Annotated in this window: 15 protein-coding genes; 7 read left to right on the top strand and 8 right to left on the bottom strand. The window is 69.4% G+C overall.

Translation table 11 applies throughout. From position 1 onward, the window contains the following. Positions 1 to 52 precede the first annotated feature (52 nt). The gene (locus tag ACIBL3_RS29205; protein WP_396356857.1) at positions 53 to 997 is read left to right on the top strand and encodes a hypothetical protein; all 945 of its coding nucleotides are present in this window, start codon (positions 53 to 55) and stop codon (positions 995 to 997) included. A 54-nt stretch (positions 998 to 1,051) separates the two neighbouring features. On the opposite strand, the gene ACIBL3_RS29200 is transcribed toward ACIBL3_RS29205, so the two are convergent. Both ACIBL3_RS29200 and thrS read right to left on the bottom strand, forming a co-directional pair. Beyond that, positions 1,052 to 1,552 (bottom strand): HIT family protein, encoded by a 501-nt coding sequence (locus tag ACIBL3_RS29200; RefSeq protein ID WP_396357088.1) that lies wholly within the window; start codon positions 1,550 to 1,552, stop codon positions 1,052 to 1,054. Positions 1,553 to 1,704: 152 nt separating this feature from the next. Then, on the bottom strand, positions 1,705 to 3,726 hold the full coding sequence (thrS, locus tag ACIBL3_RS29195) for a threonine--tRNA ligase (RefSeq protein ID WP_396356856.1): 2,022 nt from the start codon (positions 3,724 to 3,726) through the stop codon (positions 1,705 to 1,707). A 209-nt stretch (positions 3,727 to 3,935) separates the two neighbouring features. On the opposite strand from thrS, the gene ACIBL3_RS29190 reads away from it, so the two are divergent. Genes ACIBL3_RS29190 through ACIBL3_RS29180 form a run of 3 tightly spaced genes read left to right on the top strand, consistent with a single transcriptional unit; the run spans position 3,936 to position 6,279 of the window. Further along, positions 3,936 to 4,847, top strand: a complete 912-nt coding sequence (locus tag ACIBL3_RS29190) for an ABC transporter ATP-binding protein (protein ID WP_396356855.1) — start codon at positions 3,936 to 3,938, stop codon at positions 4,845 to 4,847. Beyond that, on the top strand, positions 4,844 to 5,488 hold the full coding sequence (locus tag ACIBL3_RS29185) for a DedA family protein (protein WP_396356854.1): 645 nt from the start codon (positions 4,844 to 4,846) through the stop codon (positions 5,486 to 5,488). The genes ACIBL3_RS29190 and ACIBL3_RS29185 overlap by 4 nt, the downstream gene beginning before the upstream one ends. After that, the gene (locus ACIBL3_RS29180; RefSeq protein ID WP_396356853.1) at positions 5,485 to 6,279 is read left to right on the top strand and encodes an ABC transporter permease; all 795 of its coding nucleotides are present in this window, start codon (positions 5,485 to 5,487) and stop codon (positions 6,277 to 6,279) included. Before ACIBL3_RS29185 ends, ACIBL3_RS29180 begins: the two co-directional genes overlap by 4 nt. 84 nt (positions 6,280 to 6,363) lie before the next feature. Here the strand turns inward: ACIBL3_RS29180 and ACIBL3_RS29175 are convergent, their stop codons facing one another. The 4 genes from ACIBL3_RS29175 to ACIBL3_RS29160 form a co-directional block, all read right to left on the bottom strand. Next, positions 6,364 to 7,971, bottom strand: coding sequence for an AAA family ATPase (locus ACIBL3_RS29175; protein ID WP_396356852.1), 1,608 nt, complete (start codon positions 7,969 to 7,971; stop codon positions 6,364 to 6,366). Positions 7,972 to 8,118: 147 nt separating this feature from the next. Then, positions 8,119 to 8,784, bottom strand: a complete 666-nt coding sequence (locus tag ACIBL3_RS29170) for a response regulator (RefSeq protein WP_396356851.1) — start codon at positions 8,782 to 8,784, stop codon at positions 8,119 to 8,121. Between the two features lie 4 nt (positions 8,785 to 8,788). Next, a complete protein-coding gene (locus ACIBL3_RS29165; RefSeq protein WP_396356849.1) occupies positions 8,789 to 10,363 on the bottom strand; it encodes a sensor histidine kinase in 1,575 nt (524 codons plus the stop codon). 55 nt (positions 10,364 to 10,418) lie between these two features. Further along, on the bottom strand, positions 10,419 to 11,525 hold the full coding sequence (locus ACIBL3_RS29160; RefSeq protein WP_396356848.1) for a GntR family transcriptional regulator: 1,107 nt from the start codon (positions 11,523 to 11,525) through the stop codon (positions 10,419 to 10,421). Positions 11,526 to 11,587: 62 nt separating this feature from the next. Between ACIBL3_RS29160 and ACIBL3_RS29155 the strand changes: the two genes are divergently transcribed. Beyond that, positions 11,588 to 12,304, top strand: coding sequence for an SDR family NAD(P)-dependent oxidoreductase (locus ACIBL3_RS29155; protein WP_396357087.1), 717 nt, complete (start codon positions 11,588 to 11,590; stop codon positions 12,302 to 12,304). On the opposite strand, the gene ACIBL3_RS29150 is transcribed toward ACIBL3_RS29155, so the two are convergent. Beyond that, positions 12,297 to 12,719 (bottom strand): tripartite tricarboxylate transporter permease, encoded by a 423-nt coding sequence (locus ACIBL3_RS29150; protein ID WP_396356847.1) that lies wholly within the window; start codon positions 12,717 to 12,719, stop codon positions 12,297 to 12,299. The genes ACIBL3_RS29155 and ACIBL3_RS29150 overlap by 8 nt on opposite strands. Positions 12,720 to 12,725: 6 nt before the next feature. Here ACIBL3_RS29150 and ACIBL3_RS29145 point away from each other — a divergent pair, with 6 nt between their 5' ends. Continuing rightward, on the top strand, positions 12,726 to 14,183 hold the full coding sequence (locus ACIBL3_RS29145) for an ArnT family glycosyltransferase (protein WP_396356846.1): 1,458 nt from the start codon (positions 12,726 to 12,728) through the stop codon (positions 14,181 to 14,183). A 9-nt stretch (positions 14,184 to 14,192) separates the two neighbouring features. Continuing rightward, positions 14,193 to 14,810 (top strand): formylglycine-generating enzyme family protein, encoded by a 618-nt coding sequence (locus ACIBL3_RS29140; RefSeq protein WP_396356845.1) that lies wholly within the window; start codon positions 14,193 to 14,195, stop codon positions 14,808 to 14,810. On the opposite strand, the gene ACIBL3_RS29135 is transcribed toward ACIBL3_RS29140, so the two are convergent. Next, on the bottom strand, positions 14,807 to 15,733 hold the full coding sequence (locus ACIBL3_RS29135) for a zinc-binding dehydrogenase (RefSeq protein ID WP_396356844.1): 927 nt from the start codon (positions 15,731 to 15,733) through the stop codon (positions 14,807 to 14,809). The genes ACIBL3_RS29140 and ACIBL3_RS29135 overlap by 4 nt on opposite strands. Positions 15,734 to 16,488: the final 755 nt, after the last annotated feature.

Here is a 16,488-nt window from a genome sequence, read left to right as displayed (position 1 = left end):
GTGCAGACCGGCATCCAACCCCCGACAAATCCGAAAGTAGGGGTGGTTGAAAGTGACCAAGTGGGCAAAGTACGGCGGCGGTCTGCTGGCGGCCGGCGTACTCGGTGCGGGGATGCTGGCGACGGGTCCGGCGTCCGCGCAGCCGAGCAGCAACACAACTTCGCAGGGGACGACGGCGGCCTGCCAGATCTCCGTTGGTTCGGTGACCGCGGGCGGCGATCACCGTTTGCAGACCTTCTCGGCGGCGGGGGCGAAGATCGCCGACAAGATCGTTGCCAAGGACATCTACCCGGACGGGCAGGTGCGGCTGAGCTCGACGCTCAGGTACGGCCCCAGCGAGGTCGGCGCCGAGGACCACCGCGGCCCGGTCATCATGGGATCGACGATGTACGACACGAGCTACCTGACGCCGGCCGGCGGCGGGACGGTCTCGCAGAAGCAGGTCACCCGGGTCGGATCGGGCTGGGGGGTCTACCGCACTCTCGACCGGTCGACGTACGTCACCGCAACGAAGCAGCGCGACACCGAGTACTCGCTGCACATCGACGGCACGCTCTACCGGCGTAACGTCACGTACAAGGACGGCGTCGCGTCCCGGCAGATCACCGGGTACCAGTCCGGCTACAAGGGCGTGAAGGCGATGACGCTGATCAGCCAGACGCCGACGTACGACACCTTCCTGATGACGCTCACCAGCGGGAAGCTCTACACCGCGCGGCTGCCGCTGGCCGGTGGGCACCTCATCCCGGGTGTCGTCAAGCAGGTCCGGGCCTCGACCTGGCAGGGCTTCGAGTCGCTGGTTGCGGCGCCGTGCGGGACGGGAACGCTGTTGCTGGCCATCGACAAGGACAGCGGTGCGGGCTACCTGTACTCGGTCGGGCACGCGAACGGGACCGCGACGGCGATCAAGGGCCTCGGCAAGGTGCCGGGGTCGTTCACCGACCCGGTGTACTTCCACTGGCAGAAGTTCACCGACCCGAAGCTCGCCGGCGAGTGACAATCCGTTGAGCAAACCGCCCCGCCTCGATCTCGAGGCGGGGCGGTTTGTCGTTCAGGGCTCGCTCGGCCAGGACTTGGCCAGCAGGGCTCTGGTGTCCGGCAGGAGCTGCGGCAGCACCTTGGTGTGCGCGATGGCCGGCATGAAGTTCGTGTCACCCGACCACCGTGGTACGACGTGCTGGTGCAGATGGGCCGCGATCCCGGCGCCGGCGATCTCGCCCTGGTTCATGCCGATGTTGAACCCGTGAGCGCCCGACACCGTCCGGATCGCCTGCATCGCCTGCCGGGTCAGCCTGGCGACGTCGGCGACCTCGTCCTCGGTCAGCTCGGTGTAGTCCGCGACGTGCCGGTACGGGACCACCATCAGGTGGCCGGGGTTGTACGGATACAGGTTCAGCACCACGTAGGCCGCCGTACCCCGGTAGACGATCAGCGCGTCTGCGTCCGGCAGGCCCGGCAGCCGGCAGAACGGGCAGCCTGAGCCGGCTTCGGAGCTGGTCGGCTTGTTCTCACCCTCGATGTAGGCCATCCGGTGCGGCGTCCACAGCCGCATGAACGGATCCGGCACCCCGACGCCGTCCTGTGCCACCACCTCGTCGGGCGCGTACGGCGACTCCGGTGCGTACGGCGACTCCGGTACGTACGGCGACTCCGGTGCGTACGGCGACTCCGGTACGGCGCCGGACGGCTGGTCGGGGGTATCCGTCATACCTGTACGCGCTTCGCGACTGCCTCGACGATCTCGCTGATCGCGTCCGCGATCGGCACGCCGTTCTTCTGCGTGCCGTCCCGGTACCGGAACGAGACCGAGCCGGCGGCCATGTCGTCGTCACCAGCGATCAGCATGTACGGCACCTTGGACTTCTGCGCGTTGCGGATCTTCTTCTGCATCCGGTCGTCGGAGGCGTCCACCTCGATCCGGATGCCCTGCGCCTTCAGCTTCGAGGCGACGTCGTACAGGTAGTCGACATGCCCGTCGGTCACCGGGATGCCGGTCACCTGGACCGGGGCCAGCCAGGGCGGGAAGGCGCCGGCGTAGTGCTCGGTCAGGACGGCGACGAACCGCTCGATCGAGCCGAACAGCGCGCGGTGGATCATCACCGGCCGCTGCCGGGAGCCGTCCGGCGCGGTGTACTCGAGCTCGAACCGCTCCGGCAGGTTGAAGTCCAGCTGGATCGTCGACATCTGCCAGGTCCGGCCGATCGCGTCCTTGGTCTGGACCGAGATCTTCGGGCCGTAGAACGCCGCGCCACCCGGGTCCGGGACCAGCTCGAGACCGGAGCCCTCGGCAACCTCGCGCAGCGTCTCGGTGGCCTCATCCCAGACCTCGTCGGAGCCGACGAACTTGTCCGGATTCTTGGTGGACAGCTCGAGGTAGAAGTCGTCCAGGCCGTAGTCGGCGAGCAGGCCGAGCACGAACGTGAGCAGCGCGCGCAGCTCGTCGCGCATCTGCTCGCGGGTGCAGTAGATGTGCGCGTCGTCCTGGGTGAAGCCGCGGGCCCGGGTCATGCCGTGCACGACGCCGGACTTCTCCATCCGGTAGACGGTGCCGAACTCGAACAGCCGCAGCGGGAGCTCGCGGTAGGAGCGGCCGCGGGCGCCGAAGATCAGGTTGTGCATCGGGCAGTTCATCGGCTTCAGGTAGTAGTCCTGGCCCTGCTTGCGAATCTGCCCGTCCGCGCCGCGCTCCTCGTCCAGGTGCATGGGCGGGTACATGCCGTCGGCGTACCAGTCCAGGTGGCCGGAGGTCTCGAACAGCTGGCCCTTGGTGATGTGCGGCGAGTAGACGAACTCGTAGCCGTCCTCGACGTGCCGCTGCCGGGAGTAGTCCTCCATCACCTTGCGCAGCACGCCGCCCTTGGGGTGGAACACCGCGAGGCCGGAGCCGATCTCGTCGGGGAAGCTGAACAGGTCGAGCTCGGTGCCCAGCTTGCGGTGGTCGCGCTTGGCGGCCTCCTCCAGGCGGGTCAGGTACGCCTTCAGCTCGTCACGCGACTCCCACGCCGTCCCGTAGATCCGCTGCAGCTGCGGGTTCTTCTCGCTGCCCCGCCAGTACGCCGCGGCGGTCCGCATCAGCTTGAAGTTGCCCAGGTAGCCGGTCGCGGGCACGTGCGGGCCGCGGCACAGGTCCTTCCAGGCGACCGAGTCGTCGCGCCGGACGTTGTCGTAGATCGTCAGCTCGCCCCCGCCGACCTCGACACTCGCCCCCTCGGCCGCGTCCGCCGCCGAGCCCTTGATGCCGATCAGCTCGAGCTTGTACGGCTCGGCGGCCAGCTCAGTACGGGCGTCGTCGTCGGAGACCACCCGGCGGCTGAACCGCTGCCGCTCCTTGATGATCTGCTGCATCTTCTTCTCGAGCTTGCCCAGGTCGTCCGGCGTGAACGGCGTGGGTACGTCGAAGTCGTAGTAGAAGCCGTTCTCGACCGGCGGGCCGATGCCCAGCTTGGCCTCCGGGAACAGCTCCTGCACGGCTTGGGCCAGCACGTGCGCGGTGGAGTGCCGGATGATCGCCCGGCCGTCCTCGGAGCCGGCCTTGACCGGCTCGATCTCGTCACCGTCCGCGACGACCCGGGACAGGTCGCGCAGCTCACCGTTGACGCGGGCGGCGATGGCGGAGCGGTCCTGGCCGAAGATTCCGGCGAACAGCTCCCCGATCGTCGTCGTCTCGGTCACACTCCGCTCAGCCTCGCCCTCGACGCCGATCAGATGGACCTTGACTTCCGGCACGTTCACTCCTCGAGTTCGACGGTCCGCGGAGGTGCGGGCCGCTCACGCACAGATGGTATCGACTCCGGCACCGTGCCCGGACGCCGTATCCACAGGTCCGGGAACACCTGACGAAAGTAGGGGGTCGGACCAGCCGTCGGCCGGATGTGGAGGGGGTGCCCGAATTCCTAGGTTCGTGTCAACTACAGGAACCAGGAGGGGACCCCGGCGTGATCACGCTCGAAGGACTCACCAAGAGGTACGGCGACACCACCGCCGTCGACTCGCTCGACCTCACCGTCGCACCCGGCCGCGTGACCGGCTTCCTCGGGCCGAACGGTGCCGGCAAGTCGACCACCATGCGGATGATCCTCGGCCTCGACACCCCGACCGAGGGGACCGCACTCATCGACGGGCGCCCGTACGCCGTTTGGCCCAAGCCGCTGGCCAAGGTCGGCGCGCTGCTCGACGCCAAGGCCCTGCACCCGCGCCGGAGCGCACGCAACCACCTGATCGCGATGGCGCTGAGCAATGGCATCCCGGTCAGCCGCGTGGACGAGGTGCTGTCGATCGTCGGCCTGGACTCGGTCACCCGGAAGCGGGCCGGCGAGTTCTCGCTCGGCATGGGCCAGCGGCTCGGGATCGCGGGCGCCCTGCTCGGCGACCCCGAGGTGCTGATGTTCGACGAGCCGGTGAACGGCCTGGACCCGGACGGCGTGCGCTGGGTCCGCCGGCTGATGCGCTCACTCGCAGCCGAGGGCCGGACCGTGTTCGTGTCCAGCCACCTGATGAGCGAGATGCAGCAGACCGCCGACCAGCTGGTCGTGATCGGCAAGGGCCGCCTGATCGCCGACGCACCGGTGGCCGAGGTGATTGCCGGGTCGTCGCGTACGACGGTCGTCGTACGCGTCCCGGATCGCGCCGGCCTCGTCGTACTGCGGGACAAGCTCACCGGTGAAGCGGAGCGGGTCGAGTCGGCGGACGACCGGCTGATCCTGACCGGCGTACACGTGGAGCGGGTCGGTGACCTCGCGCATGAGCTCGGTGTCCGGCTGCACGAGCTCCACACAGAGCATGCGTCGCTCGAAGAGGCCTACATGGAGCTGACCGCCGACAGTGTGCAGTACGGCGTTGCGTCATGAGCGACGCGATCTTGCACCTCACTGAGGAGCTGATGTCGTCGTGGTGGATCTATCTGGCGCTGTGGGGCTTCGCGGCGCTGGACGGGTTCTTCCCGGCGGTGCCGAGCGAGACTCTGGTCGTGACGGCCGGGGTGTTCGCGGCTACTGGTGAGCCGAAGCTGTGGGGCGTCATCGTGGCCGCGGCAGCCGGTGCCTTCGTCGGTGACCACGTCTCCTACTTGCTGGGCCGAGGCGCAGGCGGTCGGCTGCTGGACCGCCTGCGCCTCGGTACCAAGCGACACGCCATGGCCCTCTGGGCACGGCGGGCTCTCGTCGAGCGCGGCGGGCTGGTCCTCGTGGTCGCCCGCTACATCCCAGGCGGCCGGACCGCCGTCACACTGACGATGGGATCGGTGCGCTACCCGCTGCGCAAGTTCTCCTTCTTCGCCGGACTCGCTGCGATCAGCTGGGGCGTGTACTGCGCGCTGGTCGGCTACATCGGCGGCAAGGCCTTCGAGGACAACCCGCTCAAGGGCGTCGTCCTCGGCATCGGCCTGGCCCTCGCGGTCACCTTGATCGTCGAGCTCGTCCGGCACCAACTCCGCAAGCGTCGACCTCGAGCTGAGGTCGAGCCCGAACTCGTGGAAGCAGGCGACAGATGACCACCGCAACCCTCACCCTCAGGTCGACCCCTCGCCTCAGCGACGCGGTCCGGTCCGAGTGGACCAAGCTGTGGACCGTACGGTCGAGCTGGCTGAACATCGCCTCTGCCCTGCTGCTGGCATCCCTGCTGGGCCTGCAGTTCGGCCTGGGTACGGCGTACGACAACGACCACCCCGAGCCCGGCCGAGCCGTGGGTCCCGAGGCTGTGGGTGGGTTCGGCATCTCGGCCACACTGATCCTGCAGGTGATCGTGGCCGCGTTCGCCCTGCTCACGGTCACCTCGGAGTACGCGACCGGCAGCATCCGCTCCACCGTCCAGTGGACTCCGGTACGGCGGAACGTCGTACTGGCCAAGGCGGTCGTGCTGACCCCGGTGCTGTTCGTGTACGGCGTACTGCTCGCGACGGTCGCGGCTGTCGCGGGCGGCCTGATGGCAGGGTCCTGGGCCGACTGGGAGCTGCAGCCGCTCGTGACGGACGTGCTGTCGGTCGCCTTCTACCTGACGGCGGCCGGTCTGTTCTCGGCCGGGATCGCTTGGGTGGTCCGCAGTACGGCCGGCACTCTGACTGCTGCCTTCCTGCTGCTCATGGTCCTACCGCTGATGCTCGGTCAGAGCGGGCTGCGTGTGCTCGTCTGGATCGCCGCCCTGCTCCCCGGCGGCGCCGGCCAGAACTACCTCAGCGGCTCCACCGACCCCCTGTCCCCCACAGTCAGCCTCCTGGTCCTCCTGGCCTGGACCGCCGCCGCTCTGGTCGCCGGCACCCAAGCCCTGTCCCGCCGAGACGCCTGAGACGCCTGAGCTGCCGCTGGCGGGTGGTGTGACCGATGACGTGCTACAACCGGTCATCCGTCACACAACCCGCCAGTCGGAGGTTCAGCGCGGGACGTTCAGCGCGATGGTGATCTGCTCGGACACCTTGGCTGCCAGCTCCAGGGCTGCCCGGCGGGTGGCCGGCTGGAGGGCGGAGTGGTCGAGCGGACCCTCGGCGGCGATGTGCATGTCGGTCGGGATGTCGATCACAGCGGCCGCGCGGGACTCGAAGTACGGGCGGAGCTGCTTCTCGACCTCCTTGTTGACGTCACCGGGACCGTTCGACACCGCGATCACCGCACGCCGGATCAGCCGCTGCGCCTCCGGGCCCTGGTTGTCCAGCTCCTCCAGCATCTGTACGGCGGCCGCGCAGGACAGGCTCTTCCACTTGATCGGGATGACGAGGGCGTCAGCCGCCTTCATCGCCTCCCGCCAGTTGCTGGAGCCCTCGTTGTTCCCGGTGTCGATCACCAGGACCTTGTAGAACCGGCTCAGCAACCGGTGGATCTGGTCGAAGTCCTTCGCCTCGATCTGCGCGTACGTCGTGGTCGCAGACGTCAGCACGTCGTACTGACCGGCCACCTGGTGCCGCAGGTACGCCGCGACGTCGCCGAGCCGGGCGTCCGGCTGGGTCAGCATCGGCATGGCCTGCAGCATGTCCGTCACAGTGGAGCGGCTGTTCGTGTCGTGCGTGCGCAGGTGCATGTTGCCGCGCAGCTCGTTGTTGTCCCAGGCCACCACGCCACCGCCACGGGCCTGGCCGAGCGCACCGGCGAGCAGCAGGGTGGTCGGCGTCTTGCCGGAACCGCCCTTGGGGTTGGCGACGACGATCGTCACCGGGCGCCGGAACGCGGTCGCCGCGGTCGCACGAGCGATCCGCTCCAGCCGCTCGGAGCTACCGGGACGCAGCCGCAGCGCACTACGGATGCCGCGCTCTGCCGGAGCCTCCCGCGGCAGCGGAAGCGCCTGGATCAGCTCGTCGGTCCGGTACGACACCTCGCGCTGCTGCTGCGGAGCCTGCTGACCGGGAATGCCCTGCGGGAAGAAGTGCTGAGCCTGTGGCGACAGCTGCTGTCCACCCTGCGCCGGGCCTGCGGCCGCCGGACCGCCGTTGAAGCTGGCGCCGGAGCCGTGGAAGGCCGAGCCACCGAACGCCTCGCCCGCTGCACCAGCGCCGGCACCGGCCGCGCCCGCGCCGTGAGCACCCGCGCCTCCGGCGCTGTGAGCACCAGCAGCCCCAGCTCCTTCACCACCGGCTGCGCCGGAGTCCAGCGCGCTCCCGGCGCCAGAGCTGTGCGCACCGGTCCCCTCAGCGCTGGCTTGGTCGTCCTCGTCGTACTCCTCCGGCTCGCTCGCGGGCTGCGTCCACGAGCCGCCCGAGTCGGCGGCCGGCTGCGCCCAGGAGGGAGCGGGCGGCGTCGACGGAGCAGGCGGCTGGGCCCAGGGCGCTGCCTGGCCCTGCCCGGCCGGACGGGACCACGAGTCGCCTGGGAAGTCGTCGGACAGGGCGTCCGGCTTCTCGTCGGGCTTGTCCGCGGGCTCGGGGTCGCTCTCGGGCCCTTGGTTCGGGTCCGGCTGGGTCCAGGAAGGGGTCGGTTGCCACATTCTCCGGACCTCGGCCGCCGCCGCTTCCCGGTCCTTGTGCTGTCCGGAGTTGTGCGAGTCGGTCACGACCTGGATCCCCGATTCTGTGAGAGGGGGCCGCTGGCCCCGGAGGTTGCTGGATCGATTCCGGAGGGTGAGGCCCCCAGGAAGGCACCACTATCCCATGACCAGGTGTCCACAGGGCGTCACCACCCGGAGCGTCGGCGACCTCGTTCAGCCGGTCACCAGACCCGCCTCGTAGGCGACGATCGCGGCCTGGACCCGGTTCTTCACACCCAGGCGGAGCAGGACGGCGCTGACGTAGGCCTTGACCGTGCCTTCGACCAGGTAGAGCCGCTGCGCGATCTCGGCGTTGGACAGCCCCGCGCCGACCAGGCCGAGCACTTCCAGCTCCCGCGGGCTGAGTACAGCGACCTGCTCCTTGGCAGCCGCCGCCCGCGCCATCGCTCCCCCGCCCGACCCCGCGCTCAGCTCGGCGATCACGCGCTGCGCCACCCGCGGCGACAGGTAGGCGGCACCTTCCGCGACAGCTTTCAGGCCGGCGATCAGCTCGCGCGGATCGCCCGACTTGAGCAGGAATCCGCTCGCTCCGTCCCCGAGCGCGCGGGCGATGTAGGCGTCCTCGGAGAATGTCGTCAGGATCACGACCGCCGTGTCCGGCATCGTCCGCCGGATCTCCGCACCGGCGGCCAGCCCGTCCATGCGTGGCATCCGGATGTCGAGCACGGCCACGTCCGGCCGATGCCGCCGTACCGCCTCGATCGCCTCCGCGCCGTCGGCTGCCTCGGCGACGACGTCGATCTCGTCGTCGGTGGACAGGATCGCCCGGACGCCCGCCCGCACCATCGCCTCGTCGTCAGCCAGCAGAACCCTGATCACGCAGTCATCCTGTCTCGGTCGTCGGGGTCACGGAGCCGCTCTGCACCATCGCCTTCGCGACCAGGACTCCGTCGGCGAAGCAGAGCCGGTAGGCGTACGTGATCGAGAACGGCGCGTCCGGGCGGTAGTAGCGGCAGGTCCAGCCAGCCGGCGGGTCGTAGCCCTCCCCCGGCGGGTCGATCATCTGCATCGCGGGTAGCACCTTCTCCACCTCACGCTCCGCCTGGCCGATGGTCAGGGCGTCGTACTCACTCGGTCGCAGGATCGAGCTGTAGCCGGCGATGAGGTAATAGCCCAGGGCAACCACTCCGATCACCGCACCGAGGATCAGCGGTGCCGCGAAGGCAGTGATGAGGCCGCGACGGACACTGCGCCGTACGGTGGCTCGCTCGGCAGCTGCCGCGGACTCCGGCGGCTCCGCCTCCGGCTCCGGTCGCCCGCCTGCCCGCGGCATCGTCGCCACGACCTCGAAGCCACCCTGGTGCGGTCCTGCGCTCAACGTGCCACCCACGAGCCGGACTCGCTCACGCAGCCCGTCCAGACCGCGACCTGACGACGGTACGGACTCCGGCACGGGCCGCACTGCACCCGTGTCCACGATCTGCACGCGTACGTCGTCCTCCGCTGACGTCACGGTCACCGTGACCGACGCACCGGGCGCGTGCTTGCTCGCGTTCGTCAGCGACTCCTGTACGACGCGGTGCACTGCGCGGTCCACCATCGGCGACAGCTCCGCATCGCCTTCCTGGATCAGTCGGACCGACAGCCCTGAGGCGGCCGCGCGCTCGACCAACGTCGGCACGTCCTCGTCCCGTGGGACCAGTGGGGCTTCGGTGTCCCGCAGTACGCCGATGATGTCGCCGAGCCGGTCGGTCGCCGTACCTGCCATCTCCCGCAGCTCGGACGCGGCCCGGCGATGCTCCTCCGGAAGCGACGGGTCCAGCTCCAGGGCGGCTGCGCGCAGTGCGATCAGGCTCAGCTCGTGGCCGACGGAGTCATGCATGTCCTGGGCGATCCGCGAGCGCTCCCGGAGGCGCTCCTGGTCGATCGCCATCCGCTGCTCGCGTTCGATCCGCTCGGCACGCTCCCAGCCGGCTGACGCGAGCAGCGCCTGCTGCGCCCGGTAGCGCCCGATCAGCCACGGTAAGACGACCAGCAGCAAGGCGAGCAGCAGCATCACCAGCCAGCTCAGCACCGCTTCGGTCGCCTGCTCCTCGCTGCGCACAGCCAGGCTGAGCACCAGCAGACCGGCCAGCGACCAGCTGCACACCAGGACGAAATGCTTGAGCTGTGTCTCCCGCCGCCCGGCCAGATAGCTCAGCAGGGTGATCGCCGGGACCAGCGCGATCTGGACTCCGTGCGTCGTACCGAGGGCGAACGCGAGGATGACGATCTGGGCCCAGGCCACGACGGTGAACGCCAGCAGCGGCCGTACCCGGCGGAAGAACACGCCGACAGCCAGGACCGCGAAGCAGGCCCCCTGGAACCAGTAGGGGTCGCTGCGGGCACCGCTCTCCGCGAGCACGAGGAAGCACAGCGCGGCCCACAGGCCGACGTCTCCCAGGCGCCGCCACTTCACCTGTCCGACGCTACACAGTCGGCGGTGGCGCGCCGTACTGCCGAAAGTCAGGTCTTCAGTTGCCTTCGGCATCAACGAGCTCGAACGGGACGATCGACAGGTTCGGCACGGCGTCGCCGCGGAGCTGGGCCAGCAGCAGGTCGACCGCACGCCGGCCCATCTCCCGCTGGTCCTGCCGGACGTGCAGGTACGGCGGCCCGCCGATCGAGTCCCCCGGTGAGTCGAAGCAGGCCACCACCTGCTCACCGTGCAGCGCCCGGTCGACCATCCGCGCCAGGTTGTACTCGCACGCGACGTACGCCGTCACCTGCGGCAGTCGCTTGCGGAACGCGCGGATCACGTCGACGTCAGCCCGGATGCTGTCGGTCGTGGTCGACCCGGGCAGCGTGCTGCGCAGCTCGGTCAGCTCGTAGGCGTGGCCGCGGCCGTCGAATGCGGACCGGAAGCCGGCCAGGCGGTCCTCGATCGACGACGTATTCACCGGCGGCGGCGAGACAAAGGCGATGTGCCGGTGGCCGCGATCCAGCAGCCGGGACGTCAGCGCTCGCGAGGCAGCCACGTTGTCGGTGTGCACTGCGGCGACGGGGATGCCAGACAGGTGCCGGTCGACGAGCACCACCGGGTACCCGTCCAGGACCTGCCGCAGCAGGCTGGCGTTGTAGTAGTCGCCGTGCACCGGGAAGACGATCAGCCCGTCCACCTCACCGGTCGCCACCAGCGAGTCCACGGCCTTCTCCTCGTCGGACTGCCGGCCGTGCGTCCGCCGTACGACGAGATGGGCGCCGTACTCGGCGCACCGCTCCTCGATCGCGTTGAGCAGGTCCAGTCCGTAGGCCTCGGACATGTCGGGTACGACGAACGCCACCGAGCGAGCCTCGTGCTTCGGACGGGGTACGCGGCCCTTGAGCGGGACGGTGACTCCGGTCAGGTCGGGCAGGTTCCGGACCACGAACGTGCCGCGGCCGCGGATCCGCTCGACCAGTCCGGCCTCCCGCAGCACCTCGAGCGCCCGCTTCGACGTGATCCGGCTGACCTCGAACTGGGTCGCCAGCTCCATCTCCGACGGCACCCGGTCGCCGGGCCGCAGCGCGCCGCGGCGGATCTGCTCGAGCACGTAAGTGCTCACCTGCTGGTACAGCAGGCCGGTTTGTCCGGTTGACATACCAACATCATGTCGCATTGTCGGTGGCCGGTGGCAGCGTGGGCTCCTGGAGGTGATCGGACCTGCGGATCGACGGGAAACTCGCGGTCGTCACCGGAGCAGCGGTCGGCATCGGCCGGGCGATCGCGCAGCGACTGGCAGCCGAGGGCGCGTCCGTCGTGGTTGCGGACATCGACGCTGACGGCGCGCGGCAGACCTGCGCCTCGATCGGCGCCGCGTCCCGATTCGTCGAGGTGGACCTGCGGGACGACAGTGCGGTCGCGGACCTGATGGCATGTCAACCGCAGATCCTGGTCAACAACGCCGGCGGCGGCCCATCGCTGCGCCCCTGCTTTCCGGAGGCGTCGGTCGAGCGCTGGTCGGCGTCGCTCGACCTGAATCTGCGGGCGCCGATGCTGACCACGCAGCTCGCGCTGCCGGGCATGCAGCAGGCCGGCGGTGGCGCGGTCGTGAACGTCGGATCGACCGCGGGCTTGGGATTCGGGCTGCATGTCTCGCCGGAGTACAGCGCCGCCAAGGCCGCACTGATCCGGCTGACCGCGACGCTCGCTCCGCTGTCGGACAGCCACGGCGTCCGCGTCAACTGCGTGGTCCCCGACTGGGTCGGGACCGAGCGCGGCATCAGGGAGCGCTCGGAGTTCCCCGAGGACGAGCGCGGGCCGGCTTTGGTCCCTCTCGATGTCCTCACCGACGCGGTCGTCCGGTTCGTCGAAGACGAGGCCTTGATCGGCCGCGTCCTGCTGCTGGATCGCGACGAACGGCCCTTGTTTCTCAACTGAGACCAGCCCTTGACACACCTTCGGCGGGCCAGCATGGGCTGGGGGCTACTGCCTTGCCGGTGCTGCTCGTGGCGGTCGCGAGAATCTCGGACAAGCCGAACAGACCGATGACGACGGCGATGAAGCTGATCCCGTCGAGCAGCCGGTCGCTGCCGAACGTGAACCGCGGCGCGCCGGCGACCGGGTCGATACCGACCATCGCGATCAGCAGACCGAGGACACCGGAGATCAGCGCCTTCGTCATCGACCGGCCCGCCAGTGCGACGAGCAGCGAGATCCCGAGCACCATCAGCACGAAGAACTCCGGCGGTCCGATCCGCAGACCGAGACCGAACGCAGCCTGCGAAAGTACGTGGAGAAGTCCGCTTCGGTTCCTGGTTAGTTCCTGGTCCGGGCGGCTGCGGGCTGACAACATTCCCGCATGACAGACACCCGGCCTTCGGTGCCCGCCTTCGCAGCCGTTCCCGTGGTGTCCGTCGCCGCTCTTGTCGGGGTTGTCCTCACAGTCCTGTCGGGGCGGTACGGATACCACCGGGACGAGCTGTACTTCCTGGTGGCCGGTGAGAAGTTGGCCTGCGGGTACGTCGACCAGCCGCCACTGACCCCGTTGCTGGCGCGGGTCTCGTCATCGGTGTTCGGGAACACACCGATGGGGCTGCGGGTGGTGTCGACGATCGCCTGTGCGGTCACGGTCGTAGTGGTGGCGTTGATCGCCCGGGAGTTCGGGAGCGATCGGCGTGGGCAGGTGCTGGCTGCGGTGTGTGCGGCGGTGTCGGGGTTCGTGCTGGGTGTCGGGCATCTGGTGTCGACGGCGACGTACGACCTGCTGGCTTGGATGCTGATCTGCCTGTTCGCGGTGAAGCTGCTGCGGACGCTTGACGGGCGGTGGTGGCTTGCGCTCGGGCTGACCGCGGGCATCGCGTTGGAGAACAAGTACTTGGTGGTGCTCCCGGTCGGCGCGTTGCTGATCGCCTTGCTGATCGTCGGTCCACGGAGTGTGCTGCGGTCGTGGTGGCTGCTGGCGGGCATCGCGGTCGCGGGGCTGGTGGCGCTGCCCAACGTGCTGTGGCAGTTCCAGCACGACTGGCCACAGCTCACCGTCGCCGGCGGCATCAGCGAGGACGACGGCACCGAGAACCGGATCATGTTCATCCCACTGCAACTTCTGCAGTTGTCGCCGTTCCTGATCCCGGTCTGGGTGGTCGGCTTCCGCAGGCTGTGGCGGATTCCGTGGGCTCGGTCTGTCGCGTTGGCGTATCCGCTGCTGTGTCTCGTCGTACTGGCCGTGGGCGGGAAGTCGTACTACGCGCTGCCGTTGCTGCTCGTCCTGGTTGCTGCTGGGGCTGAGCGGGTTGCTTCGTGGTCGCGCGGGGTCGTGGCTGTCGGGCTCGCGCTCACGGCGGTGACGTCTGCCGTCTTCACGTTGCCCGTGCTGCCGGCGTCGGCGGTCGACTTCGTGATCCCGGTGAACAAGGAGCAGGGCGAGCAGATCGGCTGGCCCTCGCTGGCGGCTGCGGTTGCCGCCCAGTGGGATCAGATTCCAGCCGACCAGCGCTCGACGGCCACGATCTTCGCCGGGAACTACGGTGAGGCCGGTGCGCTACGCCGCTACGGACCGGGGCTTGGGCTGCCGACGGCGTACTCGGGGCACATGAGCTTCGCCGACTGGGAACGGCCGGCCGACGCGCAGACCGGATCGGTCCTCCTGGTCGAGCTCGAGCGGTCACCGGCGTACGAGGCACACTTCCGTGACTGCTCGGAGGTCGGCAGGATCGACAACATCGTCTCGAACGACGAGGACGGCGCCGCGCTGGTGCGGTGCGCCGGGCCAGCCGAGCCGTGGTCAACTCTGTGGCCGAAGCTCCGGCGGTACTACTAGGGTGCTCGGATGCTATCCATGGTCGACATCCCGGCGGGCAGCATCACCCTCCGGGACGATCGCCTCGGCACCCAGTGGCAGGTCGAGCTGGCGGACTTCCGGCTGGCGCGCTTCCCGGTTGTCGGCGAGGGTGACGTCCCGCTCACCGGCGTGAGCTGGGATGACGCAATTGCCTTGTGCAACGAGCTGTCAGCCGACTTCGGGCTGTCGCCGGCGTACCGGATCGACGGGTCTGAAGTGTCGTGGGACCTGGAGTCCGACGGCTACCGACTGCCGACCGAGGCCGAGTGGCAGTACGCCTGCACCGCCGGCACACCGGCCTATCGGTACGGCGACCTCGACGACATCGCGTGGTACGCCGACAACTCCTCGGGGTGTGTCCAGCCGGCCGGGTTGAAGGCGCCCAATGCGTGGGGCCTGCACGACATGCTGGGCAATGTCTGGGAGTGGTGCTGGGATCTCTACGATCCGGAGACGTATGGGTCGTACCGGATCTTCCGCGGCGGCGGCTTCGCGGACGCCGCCCGCTCGATCGGCTCGACCGTCCGCCGCCGCTCCCATCCCACCTTCGCCATCGAGGACCTTGGTGTGCGGGTCGCTCAAACTCTTCGTGGTTGGGGTTCCTAGGGCTTGAGTGCGATCTTGCCGACGGTGGCGCGGGCTTCCAGCTCGGCCAGCACCTTCGGCCCGTCCGCCAGGTCGTACACCGTCGGCTCCCCCGGCGGGTAGACTCCGGTCTCGATCAGCCTGTCCAGCTCCGCCATCAGCTCGGCGTACAGCTCCGGCGCGTGCTGGGCCAACACGCCAATGTGCAGCCCGATCACGTGGACCTGGTGCTTGAAGTTCAGGTCCCAGTTGCTGACGGACGCCACACCGCCGGCGACGCCGTACACGATGACCTTCCCCGTCACCCGCTTCGCCACTTCGAGACTCTTGGCGAACGTCTCTCCACCGACCGACTCCAGTACGACGTCGACCCCGGTGCCTCCGGTCAGTCGCCGTACCTCGTCCACGATGTCGGCGTTCCGGTAGTCGATCAGTTCGTCGGCTCCGAGTCGCCGTACCACGTCGTGCTTCTCCGCCGACGCCGTACCGATCACCGTCGCCCCGTAGTGCTTCGCCAGCCGCACCGCCGCCTGACCCACCGCCCCCGCCGCCGCGTGAACCAACACCGTCTGCCCCGCCGCGAGCTGCCCCAACGGCCTGAGCGCCGCCAACGCAGTCGCCCAGTTCAGTACCAACCCCAACGCCTGCTCATCCCGCCACCCCGCCGGCACCCGCGCGAGGCCGTCGGCCCCCATCACCATGTACTCCGCGAACGCCCCCGGACCGGTGCCGATCGCCCGAGCACCCAGCAACGCCGGATCTACGCCGTCGCCAACACCCACGACCTCCCCGGCCGCCTCGAAGCCCGCCACGTAAGGCGCCTCGGGTCCGTTATCGTACGTCCCGCGCGTCTGCATCACGTCCGCAAAGTTGACTCCCGCAGCTCCAACCTTCACGAGTGCTTCACCGACCCCGGCCCGAGGCACCTCCACCCCATCCACCATCGCCAGTCCCCCCGGCCCCACCAACGCACCCTGCACCAACGCCCGCATAACCCCACTCCCAACTTCGACCCTCATCAAACTTCGACGCCGATCGTACAACACACCGGCCTCCGGCGAGTGAGCTCTCACTCAGTCACAGATTTCGGTTCCTGCACGACGGATTTCGAGCCCAAAAGCGACAACTCACCAACGCCCGAGCCGGTGACCGCGACCAGCAACCCGAGCCAGTTGGCCGACCGCGACGAGCAACCCCGCGCCGGTCAGCCGACCGCGGGTCCAGCCAGGCCGGACTGCTGATCGCGGAGGGCGACCCCCGCGGGTAAGTCAGCGGCGGCGAGCAGGACGAGCCGGTACGCCGACGTCGGCGAGCAACCCGCGGCGCCCAGCCGACCGGGGGTCCATCGAGGCCGGACTGCTAATCGCGGCGAGCAACCCACGCCGGTCAGCCGACCGCGACGGGCACCCCACGCCGGTCAGCCGACCGCGACGGGCACCCCACGCCGGTCAGCCGACCGCGACGGGCACCCCACGCCGGTCAGCCGACTGCGGCGGCCGGCCGGGGAGCCGAGCGCAGCGACGGCGCACGGGGGGGTGCGGGTGGCGGAGCCCCCGCCGGCGGCAAGCGCAGCGCAGCCGCACAACACGACGAAGGCGAGGCGGTCCGCGCATTCCGCGGACACACCTCGCCTCTCGCCTTCGTGGACGATACTGGGATCGAACCAGTGACCTCTTCCGTGTCAGGGAAGCGCGCTACC

It is taken from the genome of Kribbella sp. NPDC050124 (assembly GCF_044460355.1).
In the GTDB taxonomy this organism is placed as follows: domain Bacteria; phylum Actinomycetota; class Actinomycetes; order Propionibacteriales; family Kribbellaceae; genus Kribbella.
Note: the sequence above shows the minus strand (reverse complement) of the source record. Positions and strands in the feature narration are given on the sequence as shown.